The sequence below is a fragment of the Melioribacteraceae bacterium genome, from assembly GCA_035362835.1.
Lineage (GTDB): Bacteria > Bacteroidota > Ignavibacteria > Ignavibacteriales > Melioribacteraceae > DSXH01.
On the sequence record DAOSDY010000001.1, the window covers coordinates 1,377,993 to 1,396,596 of the forward strand.

Below are 18,604 nucleotides of genomic sequence, written 5' to 3' on the forward strand. Positions count from 1 at the left end.
TGGAACTCCCAATGAAGCTTAAACTGCCGCATTCGTCTCAGAACTGGATCTCCTTAGTCGGCGCTACAATAGCGCTTATCAGCTTCTTTATGATTGTTTTTCTTTTTGTAATAAGTCTTACACTCGATCAGGGGAATTCGTACCTTGGAATTATTATCTACATTGCACTCCCGTCTGTTCTGGTTATCGGTCTGCTGCTCATTCCTCTTGGAATGTGGTGGAAAATCAGGAAAGAAAAAAAGTCTGCTGCCGGCAGCCAGAAAGATTTCCCGGTAATCGATTTTAATGACGTACGCCACAGGAACGCCTTTATGGTTTTCGCCGTAGGAACGGCCATCTTTCTGCTTGCAAGTGCTGTGGGAAGTTATGAAGCGTTCCATTATACTGAATCCGTTGAATTCTGCGGTACTGTATGCCACTCTGTAATGAAACCCGAATACGTTGCATACCAGAATTCTCCTCATGCCAGGGTAGGATGTGTTGAGTGCCATATCGGCGGCGGTGCGGATTGGTATATGAAGTCGAAACTTTCGGGATTACGCCAGGTCTATGCTGTTATAGCAAACGATTTCTCGCGGCCGATTCCTACGCCGATAAAAGACCTTCGCCCCGCCAGGGAAACCTGCGAGGAATGCCACTGGCCCCAGAAATTTTATTCGCGCAAGCTCCGCCTCGAAAGACATTATCTAAATGACGAGAATAATACCGAATGGGATATAACGCTTACCATGAAGATCGGCTCAAGTCTGAGTGCATTTGGACTTGAAGAGGGAATACATTGGCATATTAATCCAAACGTAAAAATCGAATACAAACACACAGACGATAAAAGACAGAATATACCATGGGTTAGATATACAAATACTAAAACCGGCGAAGTTTTTGTTTATACGGATGAAAATCAGAATGTTGATCAAAAGCTGCTCGACAGTCTCGAAGTCCGCCAGATGGACTGTATGGATTGTCATACCCGTCCTTCCCATAATTATCAGCCGCCGGCATTCTTTATAAACAATGCAATTACTTCAGGAGCTATTCCAAAGGATCTAACGCTAATAAAATTTGCCGCTCTTGAAGTTATCGGAAAAGAATTTGCTACTACCGAAGAAGCAATGAAAGGGATAGAGGATCATATCACTAAGTTTTACAGCGATAATTATCCGGATCTGTTCAAGAACAAAAACGATCTTATCAAGAAAGCAATTACCGGAATACAGAATGAGTATAACAAAAATATCTTTCCTGAAATGAAAGTTAGATGGGATGCTTATCCGAATAATATCGGCCATCTCGAATTCATGGGCTGCTTCCGTTGTCATAACGATCAGCATGCGACCGTTCAGAAAAAAGTTATCTCTAAGGATTGCAACATCTGTCACGTTATAAATGCACAGGGAACACCGGATAATATGCAGGTGGCCTCCGTTAATTCTTTCCTCGAGTTCAAACATCCGGGCAATGCTGTTACAACGGAGTGGAAGGAAATGATGTGCGTTGAATGCCATACGGGACTGAATCCGTAATAAAATTAAGCGGGCGTCTGTTTCAGGCGCCCGTTCAAATTCACATCGCTTAACTCCTTATTCTTTTTTATATTTCATCCGACTTTTTCAATGAAAATCGAATGATCGAAATAATCGGACTTCACAAGAGCTTCGGTAAAAATCACGTCTTAAGAGGAGTAAACCTGCTTATAAATACCGGCGAATCGCTTGCTATAATAGGAAGAAGCGGTTGCGGCAAAAGTGTCCTTCTTAAGCATATTGTCGGACTTCTAATTCCAGACGACGGCGTGGTTAAAGTCGACGGTGAAATAATAAGTGAAATAGAGAAGAAGGACCTTTATAAGATCAGAAGAAAATTCGGCTTCCTTTTTCAGGGTGCCGCCCTTTTCGATTCTATGACCGTATATGAAAATGTGAGTCTTCCCCTGGTTGAGAATAATACCGGTTTTTCGAAAAGTGAAATTGATGATGCCGTTTCTGAGAAACTGGAGCTTGTCGGTCTGCCGGGTACTCAGAAGCTTAAACCGGCCGAGTTATCAGGCGGAATGAAAAAGAGAGTTGGACTTGCCCGCGCCCTTATTACTAATCCCGAATATGTATTATACGATGAACCTACTACCGGGCTCGATCCGGTTATGTCCGATGCGATCGACGATCTTATTAAAGAACTTAATGAAAAGCTTAATGTTACATCGATAATCGTGACTCATGATATGTTCAGCGTTAAAAATACTGCTGAAAAGATCTCTATGATGCACGAGGGTAAAATCTACTTTACAGGTACACCTCAGCAGATACTTGAAAGCGAAGACCCGATAATTAAAAAATTTATACAAAGGACCGGCTTCTGAACAAAATCATTTTATAAAAATTGAGTTAATTGAAGGCAAATAAATTATAGTATGTCCAAGCATAAAATAAAATATATCTGTTCCAACTGCGGACACGAATCTTTGAAATGGCTCGGCAAATGCCCGTCGTGTGAAAGCTGGAATACATTTACAGAAGAGTTTATAGAAGAGAAAAAATCCCAACGCAAAAAAATTAATGTTGAACCAAAACTCAATACACTCTCTTTCGACGAACCTCGCGATGAAAACCGTATAAAGACTAATATAGGGGAGTTCGATCGGGTCCTTGGCGGAGGTTTAGTCCCCGGCTCTGTCGTCCTTGTTGGCGGCGACCCGGGAATTGGGAAATCGACTCTCGTAATGCAGGCAGCTTCCGGAATAAACGGTACTGTCCTTTATGTCACGGGTGAGGAATCCGCCAATCAGATTAATATGCGGGCCCGGAGATTGAATATCCGCTCGGAGTCGATTTTTGTTCTTACGGAAACCGATCTCGACCTGATCCTGAATTCGATCGAAAAAAACGATCCGAAAGTTGTTATTATAGATTCGATTCAGACTACTTACAGGGCGGATCTCGATAATACTCCCGGCACGATTACACAGATAAGGGAATGTACGGTTGAACTTATGCAGTCGGCTAAGAAACGGCACTGCTCGGTAATTCTGATCGGCCATGTTACAAAGGACGGTATGATCGCCGGACCTAAAATTCTCGAACACATTGTTGATACAGTTCTTCAGTTCGAAGGGGAGAAAAGTTATTCATATCGAATCCTTCGTTCTCAGAAAAACCGTTTCGGAAGTACAAATGAAATCGGCATCTTCGAAATGCACGACGACGGACTACACGAGGTTAAGAATCCAAGTCAGATTTTTTTAAGCGAGCTCGATAAAGAAGTTACCGGGTCGGTAGTAACATCGAGCATTGAAGGATCCCGTCCGATTCTTCTAGAGGTTCAGTCGCTTGTTACGCCTTCGGCATATGGAAATCCGCAGCGGGTCGCAACGGGTTTTGATTACAGACGTCTTTCAATTCTGCTGGCGGTTCTTGAAAAGCGGGCTGGCCTGCGGCTATCCAACCAGAATGTCTTTCTAAATATGGCCGGCGGTCTCAGAATTGATGAACCGGCTGTCGATCTCGCCGTCTGCTGCGCTATTGCTTCGAGCTACAGCGATAAGCCGGCAAAAAAGAATACCGTTGTTATTGGAGAGGTCGGATTGAGCGGTGAAGTTAGGAGTGTGGGACATATTGACAAGAGGATTCAGGAAGCAATCAAACTCGGATTTCAGAGAATTTTAATTCCCGGTAATAATGTTAAATCAGTTAAAGTAAAGGGCTCTATTCAGATTATTGGTGTGGATGATATTAAATCAGCAATCGAAAAAATATTTCAATAATTCCTCCAATTAACTCTATCAATCATATGATTCCCAGATTTAAATTTAACATTGAATTTCTACTCCGGATAATTTTAGGTATTACATTTCTTATTTCAGCTTATTCGAAAATTATTTCACCGGGCAGCGTTGAAGTTATACTGATTGATCAGGCGATTGTACCGGATAGAGAACTCGCCGGACTGATTGTACGGATATTTATAGGGTTAGAGTTTGCAATCGGACTGTTGTTTCTTCAGCCATATTATCTCAAACGGTTCACAATTCCATTAACGTGGGCATTGCTTTTTGTGTTTACGGCATATCTGGCATATTCAGGATTTGTGCTGGGCGATAAGGAAAATTGCGGCTGCTTCGGGGATATGATTAAAATGACCCCAATTGAATCGATCTTCAAAAATATTCTCCTGTTTTTTCTTTCTATCATATTGTTCAGAAAGGGAAAAGATGAAAAGGGGAGAGTATATGTTCCGCTTTTTGTAATAGTAATTTCGATGGTTGCGGTGTTTCTTATTGCACCAATAAAAGAGATTGAAGATTTCCAATTCGGCAAATATATTTATTTTGAAGACGCGGGCAGGGTGGATCTGGCTGAAGGGGATAAACTGCTTGCGGTAGCCAGTCTCGATTGCGAACATTGCCAGATGACAACCAAAGATCTTGCGGGACTAAAACAGACATTTGATTATCTGCCGGATCTATATTTTCTCTTTTTCAGGGAAGGCGATACGACGGTTGATTCATTCCGGTCGATTACGAATTCAAATTTTCCTTATCACATAATTGATGTAAGCGATTTTTTTGATCTGATCGGTTCCGCGCCGCCCAGAATTTACTGGCTTAAAAACGGCAGGATCGAAAAATACTGGGACGATGAGTTCGTAAAAAATATCATGCTGGAGTTTAAAAAATAATATCTCCATCTCCCTCAGGCCCGGTTGCCGGAGGGAGATGAAATCAATTTTAGAGTTGTAATTTCTTCTTTGCTTCCTCTGCAATTTCCGAGGAAACGAGTATCCTTCCGCATGATTCGCACGAGAAAATTCTTTTACTCTGCCTTATTTCAATCTGTCTCTGCGGGGGTACAACGTTATGGCAGCCGGAACACGCGGAGCGGTTTATGGTTACTACGGCTTTCCCGTTCAGAGCCTTCCGGATTCTCATATAAGTATTGTAATCGGGCTTTTTAACTCTTGACGCAATTTTTTCCCGCTTATCTAATAATTTGGCTTCTTCGCGTTCGTTGGCTTTAACAATCTGTTTCAGCTCGCTCTCTTTTTCTTTCAGATCCTTCTGAAGAGTTTCAATTTGCGGTTCAAGTTCGTTTATCTCGTTTTTTAATTTTTGAATCAGATCTTCGAGGGCAACGCTTTCGTTGTCCAGTTTTGTAATCTGCTCTTCCGAATGATCGATCTCTTTTGTCAGAGCGTCGTATTCTTTATTGTTTCTTACCTGATAAAGCTGAGATTTGAATTTTTTCAGATTTGTTTTAAGGCGCTCAACCTCGTTGTCGTTTTCTTTCCGCTTGCTCAAAGATTTCTTCTTCTCGGATTCTTTATCATCCATTTGCTGTTCCAGCGTCTGAATCTGCGAGGAAAGTTCGTTTACTGCAGCAGGAAGGTCGCCCCGAAGCTCTTCGAGATCGTCGAGCTGATCATCAATTAATTGCAGCTCGTATAAAACTGAAAGTCTTTCTATCAATTTATGTTACTCCTTAATGTTAATAAAACTTTACCGGATTAGTGCTGCCGGAATATTTATAAACTTTTATTGTTTCTTTATCCATTAAAAATTTTTCAATTTTTCTTTTTACAGCATTTAAAGAACCGATCTCTGTCTCATAATGACCCGCGTCAACAAGTAGAATCTTTCCCCGTGCATCATGATATGTGTGGTACTTTATGTCAGCTGTTATAAAAGCATCCGCACCCGAATTTAAAGCTGCATCAGTCAGGTCGGAACCGGAACCTCCGCAGACGGCGACTTTCTTTATCTTTTTGCCTGAGCCGCTGCAGTATTTAAGTCGACCGGTTTTTAAAGAAGAAACGGTATGTTTTAAAAATTCTTTTTCACTCATTTCATATTCAAGATAACCAACCGCTCCGGCACCATAATTGGCATTCCGGTTTTTCAAGGGATAGATATCGTAAGCCGGTTCTTCATACGGGTGATATTTTTTGACGGCAGAGATTAAATGGTTAAGTTTCCATGCGTCTGCAATCAGTTCGAGGCGGACTTCTTTAACTTTTTCAAGCTCTCCTTTTTTACCAACAGACGGATTCGATTTTTCATTTCCTTTAAATGTACCCTCGCCGTTTAATCTGAAACTGCATTTTTCATAATTGCCGATTATTCCGGCACCGGTTTCAAAAAGAGATTCCGAAAAAGATTCCAGATTTTCCGAAGGAACGAATACAACAACTTTGAATTGATTACCTTCTTCATTCTGAAGGAAAGAGATATTTTTCAATTTTAGAATTCTGGCAAGTTCGAAGGAAACGCCGTCTCTGGTGAAATCGAGGTTTGTATGCGCGGAGTAGAGTGAAATATTGTTTTTTATTAAACCGGCTATCAGATTTGATTGTTTATCTTTTTGTAAGTCTAATTTTTTAATTGGTTTGAAGATCAGCGGGTGATGTGAGAAGATTAGGTTGCATTTCTTTTTGATTGCTTCTTTCAGGACTTCTTCGTCAACCTCAAGGCAGAGCAGAATGTTCTTGAGTTTATCCCGCCTCGAGCCGACTTGAAGTCCGACGTTGTCTTTCTCCCATGCCGCTCCCGGGGGTGCCCAGTCCTCCAACAAATTAATCAGTTCTCCAACATTCATATATATATAAAAAAAATGCACACCTGATATTTAAGGAGTGCATTGTTAACCAGAAAACTTAACTGTATAACCTGGCTTTTTTCTAATTATTGTTTTATCGTGTAAGAATATTTCCATATAACTGGTCTAAATATATAACAATGGAAAGTTATTCTCAACAGATTAATCTTTCAAATTTCGGCTAGATCAACCCACTTGCCGTCGTCCCGTATAAGATTTATCAGTTCGTCCAGGGCATTTTCCGAATTTATGCTTCGTTTTACTATTTCTTTTCCCTTATAAAGAGTGATTTTTCCGGGTCCGGAACCGACATATCCGTAATCAGCATCGGCCATTTCGCCAGGTCCATTAACAATACAACCCATAATCGCAATTTTTACCCCCTTCAGATGCTCTGTCTTTTTCCGGATCATGTTTGTTACTTCTACCAGATCGAAAAGCGTTCTTCCACACGACGGACATGCAATATATTCGGTTTTGGAAATCCTTGTCCTGGCGGCCTGAAGAATTCCGAAGATTGTCCTGTTGATAAATGCGGGCTCGAACAGGGAACCGTTCATGTCTTTTCCGCCAAGCCATATTCCGTCACCGATACCGTCAATTAACAACGCACCGAAATCTGTGGAACTGAATAACCGGAAATGATCTTCGTCCGTATCGCTATACTCTCTCTTAATAACAACCGGGTTTTTAATTTCATTCTTAATCAATTCAAATACTGCACGCCGCTGTTCTGCCATTCCGTGTGAATTGGTGGTTGTTAGAATTAGAACTATGGTGGGATTATTTTTTATTTCGTCAAAGGCTTTATCAAAAAGATTATGTATATCGAGTTGAACAAAATTCATTACAAACGATAAAGAGGATTTCTTTTTAAAATCGTCAAATGTTAATATCGGAAACCCTTTTGTTCTATCCTCCAGCCCGAGCCAGTGTTTATAGTCGTAAATAATTTTCAAATTATTAGGCGAATCGAAGGGAAGTGTTTTGCAGGCAAGATAAATAAAATCGCTTGCCTGGTCGCTCATGTTCCACTTATCTGTGACAGGATCGTAACTGTAACCGATTTTTTTGAGTGATGAAGGCTCGTCAATTTTTTCATTGCTTAAATCGATCACCACTTTTGGTACTGTTCCTCCGCCAAGTCCGGAAACCTCGAAAGTTTCTCTTCGCGAATAAACGAACGGATCTATGGGAGAATTATCGATCGGTAGAATTTCTTTATGATTCTTTCTTTCGGAATACCGCTGCGCAAGGGAAATGGCAACCGGAGCTTCATATTCAGGCTCCTCCGTAAGGGAAACACGAATAGTATCGCCGATACCGTCTTCCAGTAATGTGCCGATTCCAACAGCGGATTTAATTCTTCCATCCTCCCCGTCGCCTGCTTCAGTTACACCAAGGTGGAGAGGATAGTTCATGTTTTCTTCTTCCATCTTCTGAATGAGAAGACGGTATGCCTGAACCATTATCTGCGGATTACTTGCTTTCATAGAAAGGACAACACTCTGATAATTATTCTCTTCGCATATCCGCAGGAATTCGAGAGCGGATTCAACCATCCCGAGAGGTGTGTCCCCGTACCTGCTCATTATTCTGTCCGACAGCGATCCGTGATTAGTGCCGATGCGCATCGCCGTCCCGTATTCCTTGCAGATTTTTACCAGAGGTGAAAATCGTTCTCTAATTCTTTCGATCTCCTCGGCATACTCGGCGTCCGTATACTCTATGGTTTGAAATTTTTTCTTATCTATATAGTTACCCGGATTTACGCGCACCTTTTCAACAATCCGTGCGGCAAGTTCGGCGGCGTTAGGAGTGAAGTGAATATCTGCAATCAATGGCGCATGGTAGCCGCGTTTATGCAATTCATCCTTTATGTTTTTAAGGTTTTGCGCTTCGTTAAGACTTGGAGCGGTTATTCTGATATACTCGCAGCCGGCATTAATCATTTTTATCGACTGTTCAACGGTTGCGATCGTATTCATCGTATCGGTAGTAGTCATCGATTGGATTCTAATCGGGTTTGATCCGCCAAGAGGAATATCGCCGATGAAAACTTCCCTGGTTTTGTACCTTGAATACCGGGTGAGACTGTTGCAATATTTTTTGATGCCTTCTATCATACTTTTTATATTCTAAACGATAGCGGCCTTCGGTAAGTTCTATTCAAATTAATTTTTAGCTAATTCGTGTAAAAAGAGCTTAATAAACTCTGAAGCCGCAGAAGGATCCTTAGCGGTAATAACATTATTTGTAATTACCACCGGGCTTTCCCGGTATTCAATTCCTTCGCGTTCAAGTTCTTTTCTGTCGTCGGGAAAACATGTTGCGCATTCAGATACAATACCGGCCCGCGCGAGGATTATTGGTGCGCCGCATATCGCCCCTACCGGCTTTTTACTGTTGTGAAATTTACGGGCAATCTGCTGAAGCTGACGGTTATTCCAGTAATCTCTCACTCCGTTCCCGCCTATAAAAACTATCCCGCCGAAATTGCTTTCGTGTATGTTATAAACCTGAATATCATTTTTAACTTTTAAACCGTTCGAACCTGTACATATAGCGTAAGCATCCGAGGCGATAAAGACACTTATATGAGACCTTTCGAGTGCGTTTAGAATTACCAGATATTCCTGCTCGTTAAAATCCTTTGAAGGCAGGATTAATAAGACGTTTTTCTTGATCAAATTTTGTTTACTCGGTCAATTTCTGTTATTCAAAATACAAATATTGATTCTGATCGGCAATTAAGTACAGGTTTGGTTTGAGCAATAAAATCTATAATTTCGCTTGTGGAATGATTCTTACATTTAAATAGAGAGCTGTAAGTTAAATGAGAATACCGGAACAGAAGATTGAAGAGATTAGAAATGCCGCGGATATTGTTGATATAATTTCCGGTTTTGTTCAATTGAAAAAAAGGGGCAAAAATTTTATTGGGCTCTGTCCTTTTCATCAGGAAAAGACCCCCTCTTTTACTGTGAGTCAGGACAAACAGATTTACCACTGTTTCGGATGCGGCAACGGAGGAAACGCATTCAAATTCCTTATGGAATTTAAGAGCATCTCGTTTGTTGAGGCGGTTGAGGAAATTGCGGATAATGTCGGTATCAAAATTCAGTATGATAAAGAGATTAATGACGCACAGCAGAATGAACTTGAAGGGTTGTATGAAATAAATCTTGTTGCCGCCCGCTTCTTTTCTGAAAGCCTTCTCAAAAGTACCGAAGGCGAAGAGGCCCGTGAATATCTCAAAAACAGATCGATAAAACTTCAGACACAAAGAACTTTCGGAATCGGTTATGCACCGTACGGATGGGATAATTTTCTTCTTCACGCGAAGGATAGTTCGGTCGATCTTCAAAAAGCAAAAGCACTCGGACTGATTGATGTTAATGAAAAAGGAGAGTATTACGACAAATTCCGGCACAGGATAATTTTTCCGATCTTTTCACCTAACGGAAGGGTAATTGCTTTCGGAGGAAGGATACTTGAGAAACGGACCGATATTGCAAAGTATCTTAACTCTCCGGAGTCGCAGGTCTATTCTAAACGGAGATCACTCTACGGATTGTTTCATTCAAAAGAAGAAATACGTAAACTCGACCGCGCAATTCTGGTAGAAGGTTATATGGACCTTATCTCGCTCTATCAGGCGGGCGTTAAAAACGTTGTTGCATCGTCGGGTACTTCCTTAACAGAGGAACAGGTTCAACTCCTTTCGAGATTTACAAAGAACATCATTATTCTGTTCGATGCCGATCCTGCGGGACAAAAAGCATCGGTCCGGTCGATCGAGATATTGCTTAAACAGAACTTTGAAGTAAAAGTGATCACCCTGCCGAAAGGGGAGGACCCTGATTCATATATTGTAAAGAACGGCAAGGAGCAATTCGATCAACTGGTTCATTCGGCAAAAAATTTTCTTGAGTACCAGACCTCGCAATTTGAAGAAGCGGGAATGTTTGAAGATCCTGCACGTGCAACCGAAGCGATACGCGAGCTTGTTAAATCCCTTTCCCTGGTTGATGACGAACTGAAACGCAATCTGCTTTTAAAAACAATCTCTAAGAAATTCAACCTCAGGGAAAAACTGATCGAAACCGAATTAAACACCTTCCTTAACCAGCAGAAACAGAGAACACCTTTTCCGGATCGGTCCTCACAGAAGAATATTAAGGTCGATGAAAACCTTAACTCCGTTGGTGTTTCTCAACATGAAAATCCTTATGAGAAAGAACTTGTCCGGCTTCTCTTCAGCGGCAACGAAGAAATAATGGGGCATATACTCGACCGGGTTAGTCCTGAACTATTCTCCGATCTGCGATATAGAAAACTTGCGGGTATTGCACTCGAGGGTTTCAATCAGCAGAAATTTTCTCCCGCTTATCTTATTGATAGAGTTGAAAACGAGGAGCTCCGCAATTTCATTTTCAAAATAGCCCTTACCGATGAAACTATAAGCAAGAAATGGGATGAAATTTCATACAACGGTAAAATTGAAAAGGATACGCTTGAATACGCTATGAATACGGTTACGGTTTTTCTAGTCAACCAGATCGAAGACCAGATAAGAACAAATAATAAAATAATTTCCGAATCAAAAGATGAACGCCTGCACCTTGAATTGCTTAAAAGAAATATTGAATTGCTTGAAGAGAAAAAATCTCTTCTTAATTCGAAAACAAACAACAGATGAACCGGATGAGTTATAATCCATCTATATATGAAATTAATACCCGTGTGTTTCTTAAAAGATTCGGTCCAAATGCCCGAATTGATAAAATTCCGGATGATTATCTCGACTATCTCTCACAGCTGAAAATTGATTATGTATGGTTTATGGGGATCTGGAAAACATGCCCTTCATCGGTTGAAAAATATTGTTTCGAAGAAGGCCTGGTGAGAAATTACAGCCGTGCTCTTAAAAACTGGCAGAAAGAGGATGTTATCGGTTCCCCCTTTGCTGTTGATCTTTATGAAATTAACGAAACACTCGGTAGTCCTGAAGATTTGATAAATCTTAAATCGCAGCTTAACAGGCGGGGGATTGGATTGATTCTTGATTTTATTCCAAATCATTTCAATGTGGAATCCAATCTTTTAAAAACAAATCCGGACATTTTTCTTAATGTTGATAAAGAATTATTTGATCGCGATCCGCATACTTACTTCAGAACTGGTGCGGAAGGTGAAAATTATTTTGCCCACGGTCGCGATCCTTTTTTCCCGGCTTGGCAGGATACTGTGCAGGTGAATTTTTTCAGCAGGCCTGCAAGAGATTTTTTATCAGACACCGTGCTTAATCTTACCGGGATTTGCGACGGAGTAAGATGCGATATGGCAATGCTTGCGCTTAACAATGTTTTTAAAAATACATGGACGGGGGTGTTGGCCAGAACTAATCAATCTGAAATTAAGGAGGAGTTCTGGTCGGAAACTATCCGGAAAGTTAAAAACGCCCGCCCGGACTTTCTTTTTATTGCCGAGGCTTACTGGGACCTTGAATGGGAGCTGCAACAGCTTGGGTTCGATTATACATACGATAAGAGTTTAACTGACAGACTTAGAAGTGATTATGTGAGTGTTATTAAAGAGCATCTCCTTGCTGAGGATGAATATCAGAGAAAATCGATCAGGTTTATTGAAAATCACGATGAAGAAAGAGCCGTTCCATCATTCGGGAAAGAGAAATCGAAAGCCGCTGCAATTATTATAAGTACTGTTCAGGGAATGAGATTTTATAACGACGGGCAGTTCGAAGGGAAAAAAATAAAACTTCCGGTTCAATTAGGCCGGGAACCCGAAGAAACTATTAATCCGGAATTCTCCGATTTCTATAACAGACTCTTAGCTATTACATCTCACCGTGTATTTAAAGAGGGGAAATGGCTCCTGCTTGAACCCGGTACATCCTGGGAAGGGAATCATTCTTTTCTGAACATCCTTGCATGGAGCTGGAACCTAAACGAGGAAGGACGACTTGTTGTAGTTAACTACTCAAACATGATTTCAACGTGCAGATTGAAATTTGATTTAATTGGATTTCCCGAGGAGTTCGAGCTTAGAGATTTGCTTAACGATCAGAACTACCTGAGATCCGCCGAAGAAATCCATAGTGCCGGGTTGTTTATTGAACTGAAGCCCTGGCAGGCGCATATATTCAAATATTAGAATGTTTGATGCAGATTTAAAAAAATCCCCTCACATTAGAGGGGATTTTTTTGTATGATTAAAAAGTAAAAGTAACTCCGAATTTGAATGTCTCGTATGTTAAAGGAGTTTCCGAATTAAACGGCCAGTTCATTTTCTCTTTCTTTAAAGTATAGAAGAGATAATTATAACCGTTCTTAAGAAGAAAATTAACAATAGGCGCGGCTGCGGGAGAAGCGTCCAGAACTTCGTCAACAAAATGATCAAGGGCATTTAGGCCGGCGGCTTCTATTGCATAACTGCCGATATGTTTCCAGAATACATATCGGGGAAATATTACTGCCGATTCATAGCCCGCATTTAAAGAAATCAATCCGGCGCTAAAGCTGATTCCGCCTTCTGTAGTTGTACCAAACCGGAAATTTCCGTCAAACCGCTTTAGTATTTCCGTATCATCTATTGCGCTTTGCAATGAAACGGCGGGGAAGATTGAAACAGGATAATCTTTCATTTCAAGTTTTGACCAGATAGCAGACGTTTGCGTAAACGGCAGGAATTTAACATTTCCGAATTCATAACCGTAACCGCTCTTTCTTCCGAATCCGAACCGGAACAATTCAGTCGGTAATTCATCCAGCTTTCTTTTTTCGGATTGAAGTCTGGTTGCAACCCATGAGATGAAAGAGAATTTCTCTTCAAATTCAATAATTTCTTCGTCCTCAAAATTATCGAAGGATGCAAATCCGAGTTTCAATTCCGCCAGCCCTATCGGAGAAAATTTGCTTATGAGCTTGTCGTGCATCGGATTGCCGAGTCCCCAGTTTACTTCAATCAAAGGATTCCCCCCTCTCCAGTGCCACCACTCATCATCCCAATCCCAGTCCCAGTCATTGCTTTTTGATTGGTAATTCTGGGCGTTAATGCTGAACGTAATAACCAGGAGAGAAAAGACTGTCAAAAGGAATTTCTTGAACATAGCGATACCTTATTTAAATTAATTTCGGAATTTTAGACGATAAGAGGAGTAAATTGGTTACGGCTTAAATCAGGCAGTTTATAAGAATTTTTTACCGGTTTTCTGTTCAAGTGTGTTGAAAAGAGCATCCATCAAATTATCGTTCTGGACCGGTTTGGTAATAAAGAGATCAACACCGGCATCATAAGCGTTATCTTTATCCTTCTGAAACGCATGTGCGGAAAGTCCGATTACAGGAAGGTCTTTATATTCGCTGGAGTTTCTTAATTCACGTGTTAATTGAAGCCCGTCCTTTTTACCTTTAAGGGAAATGTCCATCAGTATAATGTCGAACTTCTTCTCGTTCAGTTTCCGGTAGAAGGTATCTGCCGAGTCGCATAATTCGACATCAAATTTTCTGCGCAGGAAGAACTGGAGAAACTTCTGATTTTCGAAATCATCTTCAACGATCAATAATGAGGGCTTGTTTTCTAATTTCATATCAAGCTTTCACTTTAATGCTGTACAAAGATAGTTATAAATTTAAACAGTGTAAACCATCCGGCGCTTAATACTGATCCCAGCTTTTAATTTCAAGATTCCGGGGATCTTTGTTAGTCAGAGCTTCTGCAAGCCGCATTGCCAGCTGCCTGTTTGTAATAAGAGGAATTTTATAATCAACAGCGGTGCGGCGGATCATATAATCATTTGTTAATTCGTCGGCCTGGAAATTTTTAGGAATATTTATAACGAGATCGATTTTACCGGATTTGAGTATATCGACGGAGTTCTGGGATTTACCGCTCAAAGGCCACTCAAGAGTTTCCACCGGAATTCCGTTTGCCTTCATGAATTTAGCCGTACCGGGTGTTGCATAAAAACTGACTCCGAGCTTCAGAAGCTGGCGGGCCGGTTCAAGGAGTTCGGATTTCGATTCGATCGTTCCGGATGAAATCAATATCGATTTAATAGGAAATCTGTAGCCGACCGCGGCGAGAGCTTTCAGGAAAGCCTCGTCGAAATCATCACCCAGACAGGCAACCTCCCCTGTTGAAGCCATTTCAACTCCTGTTGTCGGGTCGGCTCCTTCAAGACGCGTGAAAGAAAACTCCGGGGCTTTTACGCCGACATAATCGAATTTGAAAATGTTGTCCGAAAGAGGTTCAACTTTTCGGCCGATTATCACTCTGGCAGCCACATCAATAAAATTTTTCTTCAGTGTTTTAGAAACGAAAGGAAAACTCCGCGATGCTCTTAAATTACATTCAATCACTTTTACTTTATTATCCTTTGCTAAAAACTGAATGTTAAAAGGACCGTTGATGTTGAGCGACTTTGAAATGTCCGAAGAGAATTTTTTTATCTGTCTCATAGTTTCCAGGTATGTCCGCTGAGCCGGAAGCACGAGCGTTGCATCACCGGAATGGACACCTGCATTCTCAACGTGTTCCGAAATAGCCGAACAGACAATCTCTCCGTTCTGTGCGACCGCATCGAATTCAAGTTCTTTTGCGTTTACAAGAAATTTAGATATTACAACGGGCTGTTCGGGTGATACATCCACTGCTTTCTGTAAAAACTTTGTGAGCTCCATATCATCTGTTGCAATTGCCATTGCGGCACCGCTTAGAACATAAGAGGGCCTTACAAGTACCGGGTAGCCGACCTTATTGGCAAAGAGGAGAGCATCCTGGAGAGTCGATAATTTACTCCATTCCGGCTGTTCAATTCCGAGTTCGTCGAGCATTTCAGAAAATTTGCTCCTGTCCTCTGCTTTGTCGATCGATTCAGGTGATGTTCCGAGTATTTTAATACCGACTTTATGAAGCTTGAGAGCAAGATTATTTGGAGTCTGTCCGCCCATGGATACGATAACGCCTCTCGCTTTAATCGCATCGTATATTTCCCAGATTGTTTCGGTGGTAAGCTCCTCAAAAAAGAGGGCATCGGACTCATCGTAATCGGTGCTTACCGTTTCAGGATTACAGTTAATCATTACTGTTTTATAACCGAGCGAACGAAGTGTCTTTACCGTATTTACACAGCACCAGTCGAATTCGACAGAGCTTCCGATTCTATAAGGACCGGAACCGATTATTGCCACACTGTTTTTTAATTTGAAATCGAAATCATGTATTGAGCTGTTGTACGATAGATACAGATAATTTGTTTTTGCGGGATATTCTGCGGCAAGTGTATCGATATGCTGAATAAACGGACTGATACCGAATTTTTTACGCTGCAGATAAATATCGTGAGCGTCTTTTCCTATTACGTTGGCAATCTGCCTGTCGGAAAATCCATGCTGTTTAGCTTCCAGGAGGAGTTCTTTGCTTAGTTTTCCAATTTCTGAAATTTTCTTTTCGATTTCAGCAATATTCCGGATTTTATGCAGGAACCATTTGTTAATGTGGGTTAAAGAATGAATCCATTCAACCGAGTAGCCCTGTTTAAGCGCCTGTATAACGGCAAAAATTCTTTCCTCTGTCGGATTCCGCAGAGCCTCTTCAAGCTCTTCGAATTCAACCTTGGTTCTGCTTGCGGTTAATCCTTCCACACCGATATCGAGCATTCTCATCGCTTTCTGGATGGCCTCTTCAAACTTTCTTCCAATCGCCATAACTTCGCCGACGGATTTCATTGATGAACCGAGACGGCGTTTTACAAGTCTGAATTTTTTTAAGTCCCACCGCGGAACTTTAACGACAATATAATCGAGAGCCGGTTCGAAAAATGCTTTGGTGGTTTTGGTAACTGAATTAGGGAGCTCGTGTAATCCGAAACCGAGAGCCAGCTTTGCAGCAATGAATGCCAGCGGATAACCCGTAGCCTTTGAAGCAAGGGCAGAACTTCTGGAGAGACGTGCATTAACTTCAATTACTCTATAATCCTCCGATTCAGGATCAAGTGCATATTGTATGTTGCACTCGCCGACTATTCCAAGGTGCCGGATAGTTTTTATAGCAACCTCTCTCAACATATGATATTCATTATTCGATAGAGTTTGACTCGGAGCTACAACAATACTTTCACCCGTATGAATTCCCATCGGATCCAGGTTTTCCATATTGCAGACGGTAATGCAATTATCGTATCTGTCGCGTACAACCTCGTATTCGATCTCTTTCCATCCTTCAAGATATTCTTCCACAAGAATCTGCGAGGAATATGAAAGGGCCTTCGAAGCAAGTTTTTTAACCTCGGCTTTGTTTCTGCAGATACCCGAGCCGAGTCCGCCAAGTGCATAAGCAATCCGGATAATTACCGGATAACCGATTTTTGCGGCGTATTCGATTGCATCTTCAACAGAGTTAACAGCTTTGCTCTGCGGGAATTTAACATCGATCTCCGAAAGTTTGTTACAGAAAAGCTGGCGGTCCTCGGTATTTTCAATCGCGTCGATCTGTGTACCAAGTACCTGAACTTTATACTTTTTTAGAATCCCTTCTCTATGCAGTGCAAGTCCGCAGTTAAGCGCGGTCTGTCCGCCGAACCCGAGTATTATTCCGTCGGGTTTCTCTTTTATTATCACTCTTTCTACGTAATGCGTATTGATCGGCAGAAGATATACTTTATCGGCCAGATAATCGGATGTTTGAATTGTCGCAATGTTCGGATTGATCAGAACTGTATATATTCCTTCTTCCTTTAGCGCTTTAATTGCCTGGGAACCGGAGTAATCGAATTCACCCGCCTCGCCTATTTTTAAAGCTGAACTTCCGATTATTAAAATTTTTTTGTGTTTCATTATTTCCCTTTAAAGTTTCATGCTGGCATTTCGATTTATTTATTGCCGACCTACTTTATATCATTCAAAAATTCATCAAAGATAAATGAAGTATCTACAGGCCCCGGCGCCGCTTCGGGATGGAACTGAACGCTTCTGAACGGAAGTTTCTCATGACGGACTCCTTCATTAGAATAATCGTTCAGGTTTTCGAACCAAGGTTCCCAGCCGCGCGGAAGAGATTTTGTATCAACTGCAAAACTATGGTTCTGAGAAGTTACATAGCATTTGTTTGAATTGACTTCTTTAACGGGTTGATTCTGACTTCTGTGACCGTATTTTAGTTTGTATGTTTTTGCCCCGGCAGCCAGTGAAAGGATTTGATGACCCATACAGATTCCGAGAACGGGGATCTGCCGCTTCAATAATTTTTTTGCTGATTCAACCAGCTCTTTATAAACTGCCGGATTACCCGGTCCGTTTGAAATTACCACACCATCAAAAGTTTCACCTTCGAAATTGTAATCATATGGAACTCTGGTAACGATTACATCTCTATTAAGCAGGTTTGTAAGTATACTTTTTTTGCATCCGCAATCGATAAGCATAATCTTAATGCTGCCGTTGCCGTAAGTTTCTTTTTTTCTAACTGTAACTTTAGAAATAAGATTATCGAAATCTGGATCGTAATAATCAATTTTATCGTTGCCGGTAACAATTTTACCTAACATCGTTCCGTGTTCCCTCAGGATTTTTGTAAGCTGCCGGGTGTCAATTCCGGAAATTCCAGGGATCTGATATTTCTTTAACCATTCGGACAGACTCTGAATGGCATTCCAGTGACTGAAGGAATCCGAGTGCTCCGATACGATGAGTCCCTGTATCTGAATTCTGTTCGATTCAAAATTAGAAGGTATATCATCAGACGACTTTAATTCGGGTATACCGTAATTGCCCACAAGCGGGTATGTCATTACTAGTATTTGACCGCGATAAGAAGGGTCTGTTAATGTCTCGGGGTAACCTACCATTCCGGTATTAAATACTACCTCTCCGGCAACAGATTTATGATTGCCGAAAAGATTGCCTTCGAAGAAGGTGCCGTCCTTCAGTATAAGCTTTGCCCGGTTTTTTTGTGCGGTTTGTTTATTCAATTTAACGCCTTAACTTAAATTGTGATTT

The 18,604-nt window shown here is 41.2% G+C and carries 14 protein-coding genes; 6 read left to right on the top strand and 8 right to left on the bottom strand.

The genetic code is table 11. The annotated features are described in order from the left end of the window. The first annotated feature begins 11 nt into the window (after nucleotides 1-11). The 4 genes from PLZ15_05795 (at nucleotide 12) to PLZ15_05810 (ending at nucleotide 4,671) form a co-directional block, all read left to right on the top strand. A complete protein-coding gene (locus PLZ15_05795) occupies nucleotides 12-1,523 on the top strand; it encodes a NapC/NirT family cytochrome c (protein ID HOI29259.1) in 1,512 nt (503 codons plus the stop codon). Between the two features lie 101 nt (nucleotides 1,524-1,624). Then, nucleotides 1,625-2,356 carry an ABC transporter ATP-binding protein gene (locus tag PLZ15_05800; protein HOI29260.1) on the top strand — a complete coding sequence of 244 codons (732 nt, stop codon included), beginning with the start codon at nucleotides 1,625-1,627 and terminating at the stop codon, nucleotides 2,354-2,356. 51 nt (nucleotides 2,357-2,407) lie between these two features. Continuing rightward, complete coding sequence (gene radA / locus PLZ15_05805) at nucleotides 2,408-3,757, top strand: DNA repair protein RadA (GenBank protein ID HOI29261.1); 1,350 nt, start codon at nucleotides 2,408-2,410, stop codon at nucleotides 3,755-3,757. A gap of 26 nt (nucleotides 3,758-3,783) precedes the next feature. After that, on the top strand, nucleotides 3,784-4,671 hold the full coding sequence (locus tag PLZ15_05810; protein HOI29262.1) for a hypothetical protein: 888 nt from the start codon (nucleotides 3,784-3,786) through the stop codon (nucleotides 4,669-4,671). 49 nt (nucleotides 4,672-4,720) lie between these two features. Here PLZ15_05810 and PLZ15_05815 read toward each other — a convergent pair whose 3' ends face one another. The 4 genes from PLZ15_05815 to PLZ15_05830 all read right to left on the bottom strand — a co-directional run bounded on the left by PLZ15_05815 (nucleotide 4,721) and on the right by PLZ15_05830 (nucleotide 9,274). Beyond that, the gene (locus PLZ15_05815; GenBank protein HOI29263.1) at nucleotides 4,721-5,458 is read right to left on the bottom strand and encodes a C4-type zinc ribbon domain-containing protein; all 738 of its coding nucleotides are present in this window, start codon (nucleotides 5,456-5,458) and stop codon (nucleotides 4,721-4,723) included. A 19-nt stretch (nucleotides 5,459-5,477) separates the two neighbouring features. Further along, nucleotides 5,478-6,584, bottom strand: coding sequence for a Nif3-like dinuclear metal center hexameric protein (locus PLZ15_05820; protein ID HOI29264.1), 1,107 nt, complete (start codon nucleotides 6,582-6,584; stop codon nucleotides 5,478-5,480). A 170-nt stretch (nucleotides 6,585-6,754) separates the two neighbouring features. Then, nucleotides 6,755-8,710, bottom strand: coding sequence for a (E)-4-hydroxy-3-methylbut-2-enyl-diphosphate synthase (gene ispG, locus PLZ15_05825; protein ID HOI29265.1), 1,956 nt, complete (start codon nucleotides 8,708-8,710; stop codon nucleotides 6,755-6,757). 48 nt (nucleotides 8,711-8,758) lie between these two features. Further along, a complete protein-coding gene (locus PLZ15_05830) occupies nucleotides 8,759-9,274 on the bottom strand; it encodes a DJ-1/PfpI family protein (protein ID HOI29266.1) in 516 nt (171 codons plus the stop codon). 146 nt (nucleotides 9,275-9,420) lie between these two features. Here PLZ15_05830 and dnaG point away from each other — a divergent pair, with 146 nt between their 5' ends. Together dnaG and PLZ15_05840 are read left to right on the top strand one after the other, a co-directional pair. Then, a complete protein-coding gene (gene dnaG / locus PLZ15_05835; GenBank protein ID HOI29267.1) occupies nucleotides 9,421-11,286 on the top strand; it encodes a DNA primase in 1,866 nt (621 codons plus the stop codon). A gap of 5 nt (nucleotides 11,287-11,291) precedes the next feature. Further along, nucleotides 11,292-12,761, top strand: a complete 1,470-nt coding sequence (locus tag PLZ15_05840) for an alpha-amylase family glycosyl hydrolase (protein ID HOI29268.1) — start codon at nucleotides 11,292-11,294, stop codon at nucleotides 12,759-12,761. 58 nt (nucleotides 12,762-12,819) lie between these two features. Here the strand turns inward: PLZ15_05840 and PLZ15_05845 are convergent, their stop codons facing one another. The 4 genes from PLZ15_05845 to carA form a co-directional block, all read right to left on the bottom strand. Next, nucleotides 12,820-13,716: a hypothetical protein gene (locus PLZ15_05845; GenBank protein ID HOI29269.1), complete on the bottom strand. Its 897-nt coding sequence runs from the start codon at nucleotides 13,714-13,716 to the stop codon at nucleotides 12,820-12,822. Nucleotides 13,717-13,794: 78 nt separating this feature from the next. Further along, on the bottom strand, nucleotides 13,795-14,196 hold the full coding sequence (locus PLZ15_05850) for a response regulator (protein HOI29270.1): 402 nt from the start codon (nucleotides 14,194-14,196) through the stop codon (nucleotides 13,795-13,797). A gap of 67 nt (nucleotides 14,197-14,263) precedes the next feature. Continuing rightward, nucleotides 14,264-17,443: a carbamoyl-phosphate synthase (glutamine-hydrolyzing) large subunit gene (carB, locus tag PLZ15_05855; GenBank protein HOI29271.1), complete on the bottom strand. Its 3,180-nt coding sequence runs from the start codon at nucleotides 17,441-17,443 to the stop codon at nucleotides 14,264-14,266. A gap of 50 nt (nucleotides 17,444-17,493) precedes the next feature. After that, nucleotides 17,494-18,576 (bottom strand): glutamine-hydrolyzing carbamoyl-phosphate synthase small subunit, encoded by a 1,083-nt coding sequence (gene carA / locus PLZ15_05860; GenBank protein ID HOI29272.1) that lies wholly within the window; start codon nucleotides 18,574-18,576, stop codon nucleotides 17,494-17,496. Nucleotides 18,577-18,604 lie beyond the last annotated feature (28 nt).

What these genes read in the sequence shown, in the direction of transcription:
- PLZ15_05810 (HOI29262.1), top strand. Translation starts at nt 3,784, where the DNA reads ATGATTCCCAGATTTAAATTTAACATTGAATTTCTACTCCGGATAATT.
- PLZ15_05850 (HOI29270.1), bottom strand. Translation starts at nt 14,196, where the DNA reads ATGAAATTAGAAAACAAGCCCTCATTATTGATCGTTGAAGATGATTTC.
- carB (HOI29271.1), bottom strand. Translation starts at nt 17,443, where the DNA reads ATGAAACACAAAAAAATTTTAATAATCGGAAGTTCAGCTTTAAAAATA.
- PLZ15_05800 (HOI29260.1), top strand. Translation starts at nt 1,625, where the DNA reads ATGATCGAAATAATCGGACTTCACAAGAGCTTCGGTAAAAATCACGTC.
- ispG (HOI29265.1), bottom strand. Translation starts at nt 8,710, where the DNA reads ATGATAGAAGGCATCAAAAAATATTGCAACAGTCTCACCCGGTATTCA.
- PLZ15_05820 (HOI29264.1), bottom strand. Translation starts at nt 6,584, where the DNA reads ATGAATGTTGGAGAACTGATTAATTTGTTGGAGGACTGGGCACCCCCG.
- radA (HOI29261.1), top strand. Translation starts at nt 2,408, where the DNA reads ATGTCCAAGCATAAAATAAAATATATCTGTTCCAACTGCGGACACGAA.
- PLZ15_05845 (HOI29269.1), bottom strand. Translation starts at nt 13,716, where the DNA reads ATGTTCAAGAAATTCCTTTTGACAGTCTTTTCTCTCCTGGTTATTACG.
- PLZ15_05840 (HOI29268.1), top strand. Translation starts at nt 11,292, where the DNA reads ATGAGTTATAATCCATCTATATATGAAATTAATACCCGTGTGTTTCTT.
- PLZ15_05795 (HOI29259.1), top strand. Translation starts at nt 12, where the DNA reads ATGAAGCTTAAACTGCCGCATTCGTCTCAGAACTGGATCTCCTTAGTC.
- dnaG (HOI29267.1), top strand. Translation starts at nt 9,421, where the DNA reads ATGAGAATACCGGAACAGAAGATTGAAGAGATTAGAAATGCCGCGGAT.